General features: G+C 69.2%; 13 protein-coding genes. 11 read left to right on the top strand and 2 right to left on the bottom strand.

Annotation, left to right across the window (positions count from 1 at the left end; all coding sequences use genetic code 11):
- The first annotated feature begins 120 nt into the window (after positions 1–120).
- The 7 genes from IM777_RS11030 to IM777_RS11000 all read left to right on the top strand — a co-directional run bounded on the left by IM777_RS11030 (position 121) and on the right by IM777_RS11000 (position 6589).
- Positions 121–2820 carry an FtsK/SpoIIIE family DNA translocase gene (locus IM777_RS11030; protein ID WP_194383382.1) on the top strand — a complete coding sequence of 900 codons (2700 nt, stop codon included), beginning with the start codon at positions 121–123 and terminating at the stop codon, positions 2818–2820.
- Between the two features lie 5 nt (positions 2821–2825).
- The gene (gene pgsA, locus IM777_RS11025) at positions 2826–3392 is read left to right on the top strand and encodes a CDP-diacylglycerol--glycerol-3-phosphate 3-phosphatidyltransferase (protein ID WP_194383381.1); all 567 of its coding nucleotides are present in this window, start codon (positions 2826–2828) and stop codon (positions 3390–3392) included.
- Complete coding sequence (locus IM777_RS11020; protein WP_194383380.1) at positions 3389–3865, top strand: CinA family protein; 477 nt, start codon at positions 3389–3391, stop codon at positions 3863–3865. Before pgsA ends, IM777_RS11020 begins: the two co-directional genes overlap by 4 nt.
- Before the next feature lie 165 nt (positions 3866–4030).
- Positions 4031–4339: a helix-turn-helix domain-containing protein gene (locus IM777_RS11015; RefSeq protein ID WP_071045706.1), complete on the top strand. Its 309-nt coding sequence runs from the start codon at positions 4031–4033 to the stop codon at positions 4337–4339.
- A 24-nt stretch (positions 4340–4363) separates the two neighbouring features.
- Complete coding sequence (locus tag IM777_RS11010; RefSeq protein ID WP_194383379.1) at positions 4364–4585, top strand: DUF3046 domain-containing protein; 222 nt, start codon at positions 4364–4366, stop codon at positions 4583–4585.
- Between the two features lie 232 nt (positions 4586–4817).
- On the top strand, positions 4818–5864 hold the full coding sequence (gene recA, locus IM777_RS11005) for a recombinase RecA (protein WP_194383378.1): 1047 nt from the start codon (positions 4818–4820) through the stop codon (positions 5862–5864).
- Positions 5864–6589 carry a regulatory protein RecX gene (locus IM777_RS11000; RefSeq protein WP_194383377.1) on the top strand — a complete coding sequence of 242 codons (726 nt, stop codon included), beginning with the start codon at positions 5864–5866 and terminating at the stop codon, positions 6587–6589. The genes recA and IM777_RS11000 overlap by 1 nt, the downstream gene beginning before the upstream one ends.
- Positions 6590–6617: 28 nt before the next feature.
- Here IM777_RS11000 and IM777_RS10995 read toward each other — a convergent pair whose 3' ends face one another.
- Positions 6618–9170 carry a LuxR C-terminal-related transcriptional regulator gene (locus IM777_RS10995; protein WP_194383376.1) on the bottom strand — a complete coding sequence of 851 codons (2553 nt, stop codon included), beginning with the start codon at positions 9168–9170 and terminating at the stop codon, positions 6618–6620.
- A gap of 223 nt (positions 9171–9393) precedes the next feature.
- Here IM777_RS10995 and miaB point away from each other — a divergent pair, with 223 nt between their 5' ends.
- Genes miaB through dapF form a run of 3 tightly spaced genes read left to right on the top strand, consistent with a single transcriptional unit; the run spans position 9394 to position 12750 of the window.
- Positions 9394–10941 (top strand): tRNA (N6-isopentenyl adenosine(37)-C2)-methylthiotransferase MiaB, encoded by a 1548-nt coding sequence (miaB, locus tag IM777_RS10990; RefSeq protein ID WP_194383375.1) that lies wholly within the window; start codon positions 9394–9396, stop codon positions 10939–10941.
- Positions 10938–11876 (top strand): tRNA (adenosine(37)-N6)-dimethylallyltransferase MiaA, encoded by a 939-nt coding sequence (gene miaA / locus IM777_RS10985; protein WP_194383374.1) that lies wholly within the window; start codon positions 10938–10940, stop codon positions 11874–11876. Before miaB ends, miaA begins: the two co-directional genes overlap by 4 nt.
- A 4-nt stretch (positions 11877–11880) precedes the next feature.
- The gene (gene dapF, locus IM777_RS10980; protein ID WP_194383373.1) at positions 11881–12750 is read left to right on the top strand and encodes a diaminopimelate epimerase; all 870 of its coding nucleotides are present in this window, start codon (positions 11881–11883) and stop codon (positions 12748–12750) included.
- Between the two features lie 181 nt (positions 12751–12931).
- Here dapF and IM777_RS10975 read toward each other — a convergent pair whose 3' ends face one another.
- Positions 12932–13573 carry a class I SAM-dependent methyltransferase gene (locus IM777_RS10975; protein WP_194383372.1) on the bottom strand — a complete coding sequence of 214 codons (642 nt, stop codon included), beginning with the start codon at positions 13571–13573 and terminating at the stop codon, positions 12932–12934.
- A gap of 136 nt (positions 13574–13709) precedes the next feature.
- Between IM777_RS10975 and hflX the strand changes: the two genes are divergently transcribed.
- Positions 13710–15230 carry a GTPase HflX gene (gene hflX / locus IM777_RS10970; RefSeq protein WP_194383371.1) on the top strand — a complete coding sequence of 507 codons (1521 nt, stop codon included), beginning with the start codon at positions 13710–13712 and terminating at the stop codon, positions 15228–15230.
- Positions 15231–15260 lie beyond the last annotated feature (30 nt).

Genomic DNA, 15260 nt, shown 5'->3' with positions numbered 1-15260 from the left:
CTCTCGATGGGCGGGACGGGAAACTCTCCCCGCAGAGCCTAATCGCCCGCGCGGCGCGGTGCCTGTGCACCGCCGAGTCGCTCCCGGGGAACGTCGGCGCCCTCGCCTACCGTGGATCGCATGGCCAAGAGCTCCACCTCCACCTCGCGCGGGCGGGCGCCCGGGAAGGGATCCTCGACGCGCGCCCGCAAGCCCGACCCGACGCCCACGCGCTACGTGGGAGACGAGGACAAGCCGGCTCTGACCGTGCGCGCGTGGATGGGACTCGCCCACGGGGTCGGAGGCCTGTTCCGGGCGTTCGGTCCGGAGACGCTCGAGAAGGACCAGCGCCGTGACGGCCTGCCGCTCCTGCTCGTCCTCCTTGCGGTGATCGGTGCGGTCGTGGAGTGGTTCTTCATCGGCACCGAGGCGGGCGCCGCCATCAGCGCCTTCTCCGTCGGCGGCCTCGTCGGGCGCGTCGCGTTCGTCATGCCGGTGCTCCTGGTGTTCCTCGCGGGGTGGATGTTCCGCCACCCGTCCTCGGTGCACGACAACGGCCGTATCGGCATCGGCTTCGGCCTCTTCGTGGTCACCATCGCCGGTTTCTGCCATATCGCCGGCGGGCGGCCGCAGCCGCGTGAGGGGCTCCCGGCCCTGAGCGGCGCCGGCGGCGTCTTCGGGTGGATGATCGGCGAGCCGCTCGCGATGCTGCTCACCGACGTCGGCGGATGCATCGTGCTCGGCGTTCTGACGCTGCTGAGCGTGCTCATCCTGACCAAGACCCCGCCGAACCGCATCGGCCGACGTCTCGGCGACCTCTATGCGTGGATGTTCGGCGCCGAGCGCACCGAGGCGGCATCGCCGCGGTTCACAGACGACGGCGACGGCTCCGACGGCGACGGCTCCGACGATGGTGTGCCCTGGTGGCGGCGGAACAAGAGCGGCCGTGAGAAGGACGCCGACGGAGAGCTCGGATCCCAGGACCTCACCGAGCTGCTCGCGCCGGGCGCGCCCGAGGGCGGCTTCGAGAAGGCGATCCAGCCGCCGGCACCGGAGCCGACGACGATGCCCCTCCCCGCCGACGACGCGGTCACCGAGGTCATCGATCCGGTGTCGCTGGCCGGACTGTCCGCGTCGGGCTCGCAGACGTCGCTGCGCGACGACGCCGACAGCGAGTCGAATGATGATCTGCCCGGCCTGTCCGGCATCGGCGGCGACGCGCCGCGGGACCAGCCGAGCGCGCCGTATCGCCTGCCGTCCGTCACCGCACTCGCCCAGGGGACGCCCCACAAGTCGCGTTCCGAGGCGAACGATGCGGTCGTCGCCGCCATCACGGGCGTTTTCGAACAGTTCAAGGTCGACGCGACCGTCACCGGCTTCTCGCGCGGCCCGACCGTCACGCAGTACGAGATCGAGCTCGGCCCGGGCGTGAAGGTCGAGCGCATCACCGCGCTCACCAACAACATCGCCTATGCCGTCGCCTCGAACGAGGTGCGCATCCTGGCGCCGATCCCGGGCAAGAGCGCGATCGGTGTCGAGATCCCGAACACCGACCGGGAGATCGTCACCCTCGGTGACGTGCTGCGTTCGCAGACAGCCGTCCAGTCGACGCATCCGATGACCATCGGCGTCGGCAAGGACGTCGGGGGCGGCTTCGTGGTGGCCAACCTCGCGAAGATGCCTCACCTGCTGGTGGCCGGATCCACCGGGTCGGGCAAGTCGAGCTTCGTGAACTCCATGATCACGAGCCTGCTGATGCGTGCGAAGCCCAGCGATGTGCGCATGGTGCTGATCGACCCGAAACGGGTCGAGCTGACCTCCTACACCGGGGTTCCTCACCTGATCACGCCCATCATCACGAATCCCAAGAAGGCGGCCGAGGCGCTGCAGTGGGTCGTGAAGGAGATGGACATGCGTTACGACGACCTCGCCTCCTTCGGCTTCCGCCACATCGACGATTTCAACAAGGCCGTCGTCGCCGGCGAGGTGAAACTGCCCGAGGGCAGCGAGCGCGTGCTGAAGCCCTATCCCTATCTGCTGGTCGTCGTCGATGAGCTCGCCGATCTCATGATGGTCGCGCCGCGCGACGTCGAGGACTCGATCGTCCGCATCACGCAGCTGGCCCGCGCGAGCGGCATCCACCTCGTGCTCGCAACGCAGCGACCGAGCGTCGACGTCGTGACGGGCCTCATCAAGGCCAACGTGCCGTCGCGTCTTGCCTTCGCCGTCACGAGCGTGACCGATTCGCGCGTCATCCTCGACCAGCCGGGTGCCGATCGGCTCATCGGCCAGGGCGACGGGCTCTTCCTGCCGATGGGAGCCTCGAAGTCCCTCCGTGTGCAGGGCGCGTGGGTCAGCGAGAGCGAGATCGAGAAGGTCGTCTCGCACGTGACCAATCAGGCTCGCCCCGAGTACCGCTCGGACGTCGAAGCGGCCGTGGAGAAGAAGGAGGTCGATGCCGACATCGGCGACGACCTCGAGCTCCTCCTGGCGGCAGCCGAGCTGGTCGTGTCGACCCAGTTCGGTTCGACCTCGATGCTCCAGCGCAAGCTGCGTGTCGGCTTCGCCAAGGCCGGCAGGCTGATGGACCTGCTCGAGTCACGGGAGATCGTCGGGCCCTCCGAGGGCTCGAAGGCCCGCGATGTTCTCGTCACCAACGAACAGCTCCCGGGGGTGCTCGCGCGCCTGCGGGGCGAGGACGGACCCGCGGAGACACCCAAGCCCTCCGCGGCGCCGGCCGACCCCTACGAGGCCGATCCGCTGGAGGCTCAGTACGAGGGCAAGCCGGTGGTCCAGGTGGATGAGGATGAGGATGCCTGGGGCCTGACCGGGCGAGAATGATGACCATGGCCGTTCCCCGTCAGCTCCCCAATGCCATCACGATCGTGCGCATCCTCTGCGCGCCGGTCTTCCTGTGGATGCTCCTCGCCGACGACGGCGCCGACGGTGGTCTGCGCTGGGCTGCCGCGGTCCTCTTCGTCGTCGCGATCGCGACCGACGGTCTGGACGGACACATCGCGCGGGCGAACGACATCGTGACCGATCTCGGCAAGCTGCTCGACCCCATCGCCGACAAGGTGCTGACCGGCTTCGCCTTCGTGGGGCTCTCGATTCTCGGTGAGCTTCCGTGGTGGGTGACGATCGTCATCCTGGTCCGCGAGATCGGCATCACGATCTATCGCTTCGTCGTCGTGAGCGACCATGTTCTCGCCGCCGCCTGGATGGGCAAGCTCAAGACGGTGGCACAGGGCGTCGCGCTGGCCCTCGCTCTGCTGCCGCTGTGGACCGTGCTCGGCGACGGGATCTTCTGGGTCAACGGCGTCGCGCTGGCGATCGCGTTCGTCCTCACGATCGCCAGCGGCGTCGACTACGTGGTGTCCGAGGTGCGCGGAGCGCGCCGACCCCGCCGATGAACGACGCGCCGACGAACGACGCGGCGACGCTCGTCGAGGCGCTGCGGCGGAGAGGATGGTCCCTCGCCACCGCTGAATCGCTCACCGGCGGACTGGTGTGCGCGGAGCTGACCGCCGTGCCGGGAGCATCAGACGTCGTGCGCGGTGGCGTCGTGGCCTATGCGACGGAACTCAAGGCAGAACTCCTCGATGTCGCCGGCGATCTCCTTGCCGCGCACGGTCCGGTTCATCCGGACGTGGCGGCCGCGATGGCCGAGGGCGTGCGGCGACGGCTCGGTGCCGACGTGGGCCTGGCGACGACGGGCGTCGCCGGTCCTACTCCGCAGGGCGAATCTCCCGTGGGCCGGGTCTACGTCGCCGTGGCGACGCCGAACGGCCGCCGTGTCGAAGAGCTCTCGCTGCAGGGTGGGCGCGACCAGATCCGTCAGCGAAGCGTCGACCGCGCGCTCGCGCTCGCGACATCGATCGTCTGAGCGAGTCGGATGCCCGCCGAGGGCGTTCGGGAATGCCTGGTGTTTCCCTTCGGTTACATTCGGCGATTCCCACCCCATGCAAAGGGGCCGGGATTAGATTGGATATCACGGTGTTGTACTGTGGTGCACCCGGCGATCGGAATCACGAGTGAGGAGGGGCCCGACATGATCCTTGTGCGTCAGGAGATCGGGGAAGTCCTGCGGGACTTCCGTCAGCAGAAGGGGCAGACCCTCCGCCAGGTCGCCAGCCGCGCGAGCGTCGCGCTCGGCTACCTCAGTGAGGTGGAGCGCGGCCAGAAGGAGGCCTCGAGCGAGATCCTCGCCTCACTGGCCGAGGCTCTCGACGTGCCGATCTCCACGATCATGCGCGAGGTGGGCGACCGCCTGTCCGTGCTCGAGGGTCTGCAGACGTTCCCCGACGTGGTTCCCGACGACCTCGTCGCTTCCGTCGACGCCGAGTTGACGCTCCGGTGACCGTCCTCCCTCACGGGGGAGATCATGCGGCGCAGTGAATTCCGTCGCGCCGTCGACGATGAGTTCGGTCCCCGTGGCGGGGCGCTCCTCGACGATCTGATCATCCCGGGGATCGGCGACCGCACGGCGACGGCCGCGTTGGATGCCGGCGTGCCGCCGCGCGAGGTGTGGATAGCGCTCTGCATCGAGATGAATGTTCCGCCGGAGCGACGGCACGGTGTCGGGCGACTCGAACCGCGTCGCTGACGACACGCCGCACGCCTCGAAGATGTGTTCGAATCGTGGCGTAGTGTGCTGCACACGGGCCGTTTCGACCCGGTGATCCCCGGCCGGTTCCGGAGCTCCGACGCGATGTCGGAGCCCCCTCCTACCGTGGACCACGTCATCGAGACGACCCACGCCTTGTCGCAGCATCCGATCCGCCGGAGAGGAGCGCGACAGCCTACAGGCGACGGATTGCGAGCATAAGGAGCACGCCATGCCATCACCCGCTGACCGCGAGAAGGCCCTCGAATCGGCTCTCGCCCAGATCGACCGCCAGTTCGGCAAGGGGTCGGTCATGCGCCTGGGCAGCGACGAACGCGCCCCGGTCGAGATCATCCCGACCGGATCGATCGCGCTCGACGTGGCGCTCGGCGTCGGCGGGCTTCCCCGCGGGCGCATCATCGAGATCTACGGACCGGAGTCGTCGGGTAAGACGACGCTGACCCTGCACGCCATCGCGAACTGCCAGCGCGTCGGCGGGATCGCCGCGTTCATCGACGCGGAGCACGCCCTCGACCCCGACTACGCGCAGAAGCTCGGCGTCGACATCGATGCGCTCCTCGTGTCGCAGCCCGACACAGGAGAGCAGGCGCTCGAGATCGCCGACATGCTGATCCGTTCCGGTGCCATCGACCTCGTCGTCATCGACTCCGTTGCGGCTCTCGTGCCGAAGGCCGAGATCGAAGGAGAGATGGGCGATTCCCACGTGGGTCTGCAGGCGCGTCTGATGTCGCAGGCGCTGCGCAAACTGACCGGTGGGCTCAACACCACCAAGACCACCGCGATCTTCATCAACCAGCTGCGTGAGAAGATCGGCGTCTTCTTCGGCTCGCCCGAGACCACCGCGGGCGGAAAGGCGCTGAAGTTCTACGCCTCCGTGCGCCTGGACATCCGTCGCATCGAGACGCTGAAGGACGGCTCCGACGCGGTCGGAAACCGCACGAGGGTGAAGATCGTCAAGAACAAGATGGCCCCGCCGTTCAAGCAGGCCGAGTTCGACATTCTCTACGGTGTCGGTATCTCTCGAGAGGGAAGCCTGATCGATTTCGGCGTGGAGCACGGCATCGTCAAGAAATCGGGAGCCTGGTACACCTACGACGGTGAGCAGCTCGGCCAGGGCAAAGAGAACGCCCGGAACTTCCTGATCAAGAACGCCGATATCGCGGCAGACATCGAGACGAAGATCAAAGAGAAGCTCGGGATCGGCCAGCCCCGCGTCGAAGCGTCGGCCGATGAGTTGGCCGCGCGTCGCCCGGCCTGATGGTCCGGTTCGCCGATGACGGGGGCGAGGAGGCCGATGGACACCTCGCTCCCGTTACACCCCTCTTCGGGTCGCATGAGAGTGGCGCTGACCCGACGCGCAAGGTCGGGTCGGCGGCCGCGGGTGGGCATCCGCCCGACAGGGCCGGTGGATGGGATCGCACCTGGACGTCGGATCCGGGTCTTTCTCGAGATGCCGACGAAACCGAGGCCGTCGGTCACGCTGCCGGCGTCACCGACGATGCCCGCGACGCCGCCGAGAAGCAGCTTCTCCGCAAGCTTCGGAGCAAGCCCTTGTCGATCGCGGAGGCTCGCGCGTTTCTCTCGACGCACGAACTCGATGACGGTCTCGCGGCGTCGATCATCGACGATGCCTGTCGCCGTGGCTACCTCGACGATTCGTCGCTCGCCGAGCATCTGATCCATATCGCCGTCGATCGCAAGGGTCAGGGGCGTACCGCGATCGCGATGGCGTTGCAGAAGCGTCGCATCCCCCGTGACATCGTCGACGCGGCGCTCGCGGGTTTGCCTGACGACGACGCCGATCGCGCGCTCGAGTTCGCGCGCACCAAGGTTCGGCAGCTTGACCGCGTCGAGCAAGACGTCGCTCTGCGGCGCCTCGTCGGGCAGCTCTCGCGCCGGGGATACGGCGGTGCGGTCGCGATGGAGGCCGCGCGGCGTGCGCTCGACGAGCACCGTGGCGCACGAGGCGTCAGGTTCTCCTGAACGTCGCCGCCGCAGGCGCGTGCTGTCGTCATGGCCGCATGATGGTGCCCAGGTGGGTACGGGAACGCGCACCGAGCTTGGCGCGCGCCTGATAGACATGCGACTCCACGGTGCGGATGGAGAGAAAGAGCTGTTCGGCTATCGCTCGGTTGCTGAGCCCGTCGGAGACGAGTTCCGCAATCTCGCGCTCGCGCGGCGTCAACGCCGCCGTGACCGGTTCGCGTGCAACGTCCGACGCCAGAGGCGTCCAGACCGGGAACAGAGACGAGCCGGCGGCATGACTCGTCCGCTTCGGAGTCGCCTGGTGTGCACGCAGCAGGGCGATCACATCGCGGTCGTTCAAGGAGAGCTCACCTAGGGCGAGCGCGTGGGCTCGATCGCTCAGGGCGGTCGCGATCGGTGCGTCGGTCGTCTCGGCGGTCTCCCGCAGGAGTCGCAGAACCTCACTGTCCGCACCACCCAACACCGCGCGCTGAAAGCCGTCCGCCGCGACCAGCAGCGCCGCGCCGGAACTCACCGCGATCTCGAGGGCTTGCTCGGTCTCGTCGATCGCCGTGACGATGTCGCCTTCGGCAGCCGCGATGCACGATGTCGTCATCAGCTCGGTGTGACGCACAAGCAGTGGCAAGACGTCTGTCGAGCCGGTCGCCCACTCGACAAGCGTGCGAGCTGCGTCGGGGTGGTCGGTGAGCGCTGCCTCCCGGGCGACGGTGAGGGTCACGAGCGCGGCCCACGGCGGTCGAGGCAGGTGCGCGGAGCGGCGATGGGCGGTCGCGATCTCGCGAAGGGCGCGCTCGATTTCTCCCGACAGGGCGTAGATGAGAGCAGCGCCCCAACCGGTCCACACCGGACCGCTCGGAGCGTTTTCCCGCGATGCCCGGATCGCTTCCTTCTCGAAACGGCCGCGGACCGGCTCGATGCTCTCTCCCGCGACGGCGCGTGACATGACCTCCGCGCACAGGGCGACGAGACGATCGCTCGTCTCGACGGTGGATGCCATCGTTGACCACCCGTGTGCGTCGACGAGGTCTGTCAACACCAGGGCGGCCTCCCTGCCGCATCCGCGCATGGACAGGCTCATCGCATGTGTCAGGGCGGAGCCCAGTCGCACCCGCGCGTTCGGTGACGCGCGTGCGGCTCGGGCGGCCCGTGCCTCGGCTCGGTGCCACTGCATCGACATCAGGGCGCGCTGCGCGGCCGTCACATCGAGCGTCGCGCGCGCAGAGACCGCGGTCTCCGATTCATCGGGACGAGGACAGGCGTCGATCGCCGCCTGCGGCTGCAAGGTGAGGAATCGCAGGATGACGTCGGCCGAAGCGATTCCGTGAGCGCCGGGGGAGAAGTCGATGGGCCTGCGCTCGAGCATCGCCTCCGCGTGGCGATTCTCCAGGATGACCTCCTCCGTCGATGTGTCCGAGGCCATCGCGAGGTAGGCCTTCGCCAGGACGGGATCGCCGGCGTCGTTCGCGGCGCGTGCGGCATCCAGCACAACACGATCGCGACGCTCGTCGGGGACCGTGTGCGGGGGAGTCCCCCCGGAATGGAGCCATCGAGCGGCGACGTGAGCGGCGGCGGGTCTGCTCCACCAATCCCCCTCGGGTGCGAGCAGGTGATCGGACACCGCACGGAGGATGGCGTCGACGGAGTCGGGATCGACCTGTCGCCCGGCCTCACGCGCCAGCACGGTGTTGGCCGTGAGGCCGTGCGAGAGCCTCCCGTCGTCGTGGATCAGTCCTGCCGCCACGAGCTCCTGCACGGCCGTGGGCGGCAGGAATCGGGCGGCGTCCGTGGCGGACAGGCCCGGAAGGTGCCCGAGCACCGCCAAGCAGATCCGATGCACGGGGGCGAGGTCGGTGACATGCATGCGGATGGTATCGCCGAGTCGGCCATGCGCGGGGATGTCGCGCAGCCCGTCGAGGGGGTCCGCGTCGTTGCGAAGGACGTCCACGGCCCGATCGAGCATCTCGCGGAGGAGAGCACGGGATCCGTCCGCAAGGGCGACGCACCGCGCGAGCGCAGCGGCGTCGAGCTCCCCTGCAGTCGGGTGGGCGCGCACCATCTCGCGGGCGTCCGCGTCGGTCAGCTCATGAAGATCGACACGCTCAGCCAGGTCGTTGTTCCACATGTCCTCGAAGAGGGCCATCCGCTGGTCGCATGCGGCGATGTGTCCTGCGGCTCTCGCCCGCGGCACGGTCACCGTGAGAACGAGCTTCGCCGTCCCGCGATAGGCGGCACGCACCAGCATCTGCGCCGTCTGCTCGTCGAGCAGGTGAGCGTCGTCGACGACGATCAGGACCGGCTGGCCCGGCTCATCGCCTGTCCCGCGGAGGGCCTCGAGGCGCTTATCCCCGCAGGCGTCCGCCGCCCCGAAGGGCACCGTGCACAAGACCGCTCCCGTTCGCAACACCAGCGGATCCCACCCCGCATCCTCCGCGAGGGTGGCGAGCGCGCGAGCCAGATAGCTCTTGCCGCTGCCCCGGGAGCCGAAGACGAGGAGACTCCGTCCCTCGTGCAGGTGCCGGAGGAGACGATCCGGTTGCCGGTCGTCCCCGATGATCGTTCGTTCGCCCTCTGCCCGCACGTGTCCCCCTTCGTTCGAGCGCCTCGGCATGTCAGCTGTGACATCCAGCGAAATCACAGACTACTGAGCTCCCTGCGTCCGTGCGGTCCCCTCGCTGCGTCGTTCCTACTGGTTTCCTGTCACAGTAGTGCGGGACGGGAACGTATGGCAGAGGCATGTCGTCGCGCGTCATCCGCGATGTGCACAGGCAGCGCGCGGTGGGCGATCGTAGACTGAGCAGATCATGTCCATGCCCTCCTCCGCGCCGACGCTGATCGCACCCTCTCCTGCCGCCACGACCGCCGACGGTCGAGTTCGCACCTATGAGGTGCGAACGTTCGGCTGCCAGATGAACGTGCACGATTCCGAGCGTCTCTCCGGGTCCCTCGAGAGCGCCGGGTACATCAGAGCGGAACTCGGCGACGAGGCCGACGTGATCGTCATCAACACCTGCGCGGTGCGTGACAACGCCGCCGGCAAGCTCTACGGCACGCTCGGGCATCTGAAGTCACGCAAGGACCGCCACGAGGGCATGCAGATCGCTGTGGGCGGCTGCATGGCGCAGATGGACAAGCAGGCGGTGATCGACAAGGCGCCGTGGGTGGATGTCGTCTTCGGAACCCACAACATGGGCTCGCTTCCGAATCTCCTCGAGCGCGCCCGTCACAACGGCGAGGCCGAGCTCGAGATCCTCGAGTCCCTCGACGTCTTCCCGTCGACGCTCCCGACCAAGCGCGACGCCGTTCACAGCGGATGGGTGTCCATCTCCGTCGGATGCAACAACACCTGCACCTTCTGCATCGTGCCGAGCCTGCGGGGCAAGGAGAAGGATCGACGCCCCGGCGACATCCTGAACGAGATCCGGATGCTCGTCGACGACGGGGCCATCGAAGTCACCCTGCTCGGACAGAATGTCAATTCCTACGGGGTCGAGTTCGGGGATCGCCAGGCATTCGGCAAGCTGCTTCGCGCCGCGGGGGAGATCGACGGCCTCGAGCGGATCCGTTTCACCAGCCCGCACCCGGCGGCCTTCACCGACGACGTCATCGACGCGATGGCCGAGACGCCCCAGGTCATGCCGCAGCTCCACATGCCACTGCAGTCAGGAAGCGATCGGATCCTCAAGGCGATGCGACGCTCGTATCGCAGTTCGAAGTTCCTCGGCATCCTCGACCGTGTGCGCGAGCGCATCCCGCACGCGGCCATCTCCACCGACATCATCGTCGGCTTCCCGGGGGAGAGCGACGACGACTTCGAGGACACGATGCGCGTCGTCGAGCAGTCCCGGTTCGCATCGGCCTTCACCTTTCAGTACTCGATCCGTGAGGGCACGCCCGCGGCGACCATGCCCGACCAGCTGCCGAAGGCCGTCGTGCAGGAGCGCTACGAGCGTCTCGTCGCCCTGCAGGAACGCATCAGTCTGGAGGAGAACCACGCCCAGCTCGGTCGCGAACTCGAGGTCCTCGTCTCCACCGGTGAGGGCAAGAAGGACGCGGAGACGCACCGCCTCACCGGCCGCGCCGAAGACAACCGCCTCGTGCACTTCGAGGTTCCGCGCGGGTCCGAGGCTCCGCGGCCCGGCGATGTCGTGTCGGTGACGGTGACGCATGCCGCGCCGTTCCACCTGCTGGCGGACGCTCCGGACGGGCAGCCGCTGCGCATCCGCCGAACGCGCGCAGGGGATGCCTGGGATCGTTCGCAGGCCGAATCGTGCGGTGTGCCGGCGACGTCCGCCGGCGACGGTCCCCGGGCGGTCTCCCTCGGGCTCCCGAGCCTGCGCATCGGCGGGTGAGCGCCGCGCGGCTGTGGGTGATCGCCGGCGCGACGGGCACCGGCAAGACGTCGCTCTCGCTCGATCTCGCCGAGGAGCTGATCGGACGGGGCCGCCCGGCGGAGATCGTCAACGCCGACGCCATGCAGCTCTACCGCGGCATGGACATCGGGACGGCGAAGCTTCCCGAGTCGGCGCGTCGCGGCATCCCGCACCATCTCTTCGACGTGCTGGATGTCACCGAGGAGGCTGCGGTCGCCTGGTATCAGCCGACCGCGCGTGAGACCATCTCCGACATCTTCGCGCGTGGTGCGGATGCGGTGCTGGTCGGCGGATCGGGACTGTACGTCTCGAGCGTCGTCTTCGACTTCCGTTTTCCGCCCCACGACGACGCCGTGCGTGCGGAGTTGGAGGCCGACCTCGACCGGTATGGAGCCGGCATCCTCTTCGCGCGGCTGCGTGAGCTCGACCCCGCCACCGCGGCGCGCATCGATCCCCGTAACGGTCGTCGGGTCGTCCGGGCGCTGGAGATCGTCATGCAGGGCGAGAGCACCCACGGTGCCGCGCTGCCGGAGACGCCGTCCCTGTGGCATCCGGAGACGACGCTCCTCGGCGTGCACGTCGACCGTGCCGAACTCGTCGAACGGCTCGATCGCCGCGTCGAGGCGATGTGGGCGGAGGGGCTGGTGGCGGAGGCGGAGCGGCTGCGGGCGCGTGGCCTCGACGACGGGGTGACGGCACGTCGCGCGATCGGCTACGCCCAGGCGCTCGCGCAGCTGGACGGCCGCGTCGGCGAGAGCGACGCGATCGCGCAGACCCAGGCCCTCACGCGGCGCTACGCCCGTCGCCAGGTCTCGTGGTTCCGGCGCTATGACGCGCTGACGTGGATAGAGCCGGCGCCCGATGCCGCCCGCGACGCCGTCGCGCGCGTGCGGGGCGCAGCGCCCGTAGACTGACAGGATGCCGCAGACCGTCGCGTTCACCAAGGGCCACGGCACGGGGAACGACTTCGTCGTGATCGCCGACCCCGACGGTGCGCTCGATCTCACCGACGACCATGTCGCCATCCTGTGCGATCGCCGCTTCGGCATCGGAGGAGACGGCCTGCTGCGCGTCATCCGCTCGACGTCGATCGACGAGGGCGCCGCCGCCGCCGCCTCCGGAGCGGAATGGTTCATGGACTATCGCAACGCCGACGGCTCGGTGGCCGAGATGTGCGGCAACGGCACGCGGGTGTTCGCGAAGTACCTCGTCGACACCGGCCTGGCGTCCCTGGAAGAGCCCCTGCGCATCGGCACGCGCGCGGGCGTGAAGACCCTGACGCGCAGCACCCTCGGATTCGAGGTCGACCTCGGCCGGTGGGATGTCGACGACGACGACGTGCTCGTGCGCGCCCGCGGGCTGAGCGTCCCGCGACCGGGTCAGCACGCCGACCTCGGCAACCCCCATGTGGTCGTCGCGCTGTCGTCGGTGGAGGAGCTGCAGGACCTGGACCTCACCGTGGCCCCGATCCTCGATCCCGCGCCGCCGGCGGGAGCGAACGTCGAGTTCGTCGTGCCCGAAGACCCTCTCGTCCACGACGGTGTCGGCCGCATCCGGATGCGCGTGTTCGAACGGGGCGTGGGGGAGACCCTCAGCTGCGGAACGGGTGTCGCCGCCGCCGCGCTCGCCGTTCGTCACTGGGCCGGAGCCGGCGCGCCCGAGCAGTGGAGCGTGGATGTCCCCGGCGGTCGTCTCGGCCTGCGCCTCGTGCCGCACGCCGACGGCTCGCACGTGCTGCTCTCAGGTCCGGCCGCCCTCGTCTACACCGGCGAGATCACCCTCGCCTGATACGCCGCGTGCCGTGCCGCCACTCAGGCTGCTCGCCGTGCCCTGATCCGCCGCTCGCCGTGCCCTGACTCAGGCTGCGAGGGGCGTGCCCCGCACGTTGCCGCCGAATCAGGGCGGCCAGGCGACGCTCAGCCTGAGTTCGTGCCCACGCGTGCCCACGCTGCCCACCGGTGTTCGGACGTCAGGGCAGGGGGATGACGCCGGTCGCCGCCGCGCCGCGCCGCCGTACCTTGATCACCCGGAACCCGCGGCCGGTGGCGACCCGGTGCACGCTGTAGCCCCGTTCGAACGTCGCCGCGAGCCAGCGCTGGAGCGAGTCCGACCCGAGGTTGCGGGAGACCACGAGATGCGCGTCGGAGCGCTCGTCGAGGCGGGGGATCCACGTCTCGAGCAGCCCGTGGAGCTGATCCTTGCCGACCCTGATCGGCGGGTTCGATCGGATCGCCCGGAACGCGATATCGGCGGGAACATCCTCGGGTGTCACGGCGTTGACGTTCTCCAGGCCCAGGGATGCGGCGTTCCGGCGTGTCAGATCGAGCGCGCGCTCGTTGACGTCGACGGCCCAGACCGTCGCGTGCGGGGCCTCCAGGGCCATGCTGAGGGAGATCGGCCCCCACCCGCAGCCGATGTCCAGCAGATGGCCGCCCTGAGGCGGCATCGGCGTGTTGGCGAGGAGAACCGCCGTTCCGGCGTCGATGTGGTCTGGGCTGAACACCCCGCCGGCGGTCACGACATCCACATCGCGGCCCGCCAGGGTCACGCGGATCGTGCGGAGGTTCTCGGGACTTGCGGGAGTCGCGGTGAAGTAGTGATCGCTCCCCATGGAGCACGAGCGTAGCGGAGCGGACAGCCGCAGGGGGAGCTAGAATTCACCGATGCCCGCTCGGCGCGCGAAAGCGCTCCCCGGGTGTGACGAGAGGCCGCTGCGATGCCGCCGGCCACGATGACGAAAGGCGAGGATGACCGATACCACCACGACGCACGGGGCCGACGACGCACCGCTCGACCCCGTCGAACGCGTGCTGTCGCGGGCGAACGGGCGGTCGGGTGTCACGGTGTTCTCGGGGGCGCAGGCGCTGCAGGATGTGCGCACCGCCGGCCGCGGCGACGACGATGGCGACCAATGGGATCGCGAAGACCGCGCCGCGCTGCGACGCGTCCCGGGGCTGTCGACCGAACTCGAAGACGTCACCGAGGTCGAGTACCGCCAGTTGCGCCTGGAGAACGTCGTCCTCGCCGGGGTGCACCCCCAGGGGGAGCAGGAAGACGCCGAGAACTCGCTGCGCGAGCTGGCGGCGCTCGCCGAGACCGCCGGGGCGGTCGTCCTCGACGGCGTGCTCCAGCGGCGGCCGCATCCCGACCCCGCGACCTACCTGGGTCGAGGCAAGGCCGAGGAGCTCCGCGACCTCGTCGCCGCTGTCGGCGCCGACACGGTGATCGCCGACACGGAGCTGGCCCCCAGCCAGCGGCGCGCGCTCGAAGACGTCGTGAAGGTGAAGGTCATCGACCGCACGACGGTGATCCTCGACATCTTCAGCCAGCACGCCAAGAGCCGCGAGGGAAAGGCGCAGGTCGAGCTCGCGCAGCTCGAATACCTGCTTCCGCGCCTTCGTGGATGGGGTGACTCGATGAGCCGCCAGGCCGGAGGCCAGGTCGGAGCCGCGGGCGCCGGGATGGGCTCCCGCGGACCGGGGGAGACCAAGATCGAGCTCGATCGCCGCCGCATCCGCACCCGCATGGCGCAATTGCGGCGCCAGATCGCCTCGTTCGCGCCCGCCCGGGCCGCCAAGCGCGCCGAGCGCGATCGTCACACCGTGCCGTCGGTGGCGATCGCCGGATACACCAACGCCGGAAAGTCGAGCCTGCTCAACCGCCTGACGAGCGCGGGCGTGCTGGTCGAGAACGCCCTCTTCGCCACCCTCGACGCGACGGTGCGGCGCACCCAGACCTCCGACGGGCGCATCTACACGTTCACCGACACGGTCGGCTTCGTGCGCAATCTGCCGCATCAGCTCGTCGAGGCGTTCCGCTCGACGCTCGAAGAGGTCGGTGAGGCCGACGTCGTGCTGCACGTGGTCGACGGCGCTCATCCGGACCCCGCCGCGCAGCTCGCGACGGTGCGGGATGTGATCGGTGACGTCGGTGCGCGTGAGCTGCCCGAGCTGGTCGTGTTCAACAAGGCCGACCTCATCGATGACGACACGCGGCTGGTGCTGCGCGGACTCGAGCCCGATGCGGTGTTCGCCTCGTCGCGGACCGGCGAGGGCGTGGACGAGATCCGTGCCCGGATCGAGCGGATGCTGCCGCTTCCTCCGGTCGAGGTTCGCGTGCTCGTGCCGTACGACCGCGGCGACCTCGTCTCGGCCGTGCACGAGACGGGCATCATCCTGACGCAGGAGCACGTCGCGGACGGCACCGCCATCCATGCTCATGTGCCGGCGATCCTGGGTGCGCGACTCGCACCGTTCCTCACCGCCTGACCGGCCGATCGCCGAACCGTCGGCAGGCGG

The organism is Microbacterium luteum, from assembly GCF_015277875.1.
Taxonomy (GTDB): Bacteria; Actinomycetota; Actinomycetes; order Actinomycetales; family Microbacteriaceae; genus Microbacterium; species Microbacterium luteum.
The sequence above is the reverse complement of the archived record's forward strand: the minus strand, read 5'-3'. Positions and strand labels throughout refer to the sequence as shown.

Bases quoted from the DNA above. Each gene is read 5' to 3' on its own strand.
- miaB (WP_194383375.1), top strand. From the start codon at position 9,394: ATGTCCATGCCCTCCTCCGCGCCGACGCTGATCGCACCCTCTCCTGCC.
- IM777_RS11030 (WP_194383382.1), top strand. From the start codon at position 121: ATGGCCAAGAGCTCCACCTCCACCTCGCGCGGGCGGGCGCCCGGGAAG.
- pgsA (WP_194383381.1), top strand. From the start codon at position 2,826: ATGGCCGTTCCCCGTCAGCTCCCCAATGCCATCACGATCGTGCGCATC.
- IM777_RS11000 (WP_194383377.1), top strand. From the start codon at position 5,864: ATGGTCCGGTTCGCCGATGACGGGGGCGAGGAGGCCGATGGACACCTC.
- IM777_RS10975 (WP_194383372.1), bottom strand. From the start codon at position 13,573: ATGGGGAGCGATCACTACTTCACCGCGACTCCCGCAAGTCCCGAGAAC.
- hflX (WP_194383371.1), top strand. From the start codon at position 13,710: ATGACCGATACCACCACGACGCACGGGGCCGACGACGCACCGCTCGAC.
- IM777_RS11020 (WP_194383380.1), top strand. From the start codon at position 3,389: ATGAACGACGCGCCGACGAACGACGCGGCGACGCTCGTCGAGGCGCTG.
- IM777_RS11015 (WP_071045706.1), top strand. From the start codon at position 4,031: ATGATCCTTGTGCGTCAGGAGATCGGGGAAGTCCTGCGGGACTTCCGT.
- recA (WP_194383378.1), top strand. From the start codon at position 4,818: ATGCCATCACCCGCTGACCGCGAGAAGGCCCTCGAATCGGCTCTCGCC.
- dapF (WP_194383373.1), top strand. From the start codon at position 11,881: ATGCCGCAGACCGTCGCGTTCACCAAGGGCCACGGCACGGGGAACGAC.
- IM777_RS11010 (WP_194383379.1), top strand. From the start codon at position 4,364: ATGCGGCGCAGTGAATTCCGTCGCGCCGTCGACGATGAGTTCGGTCCC.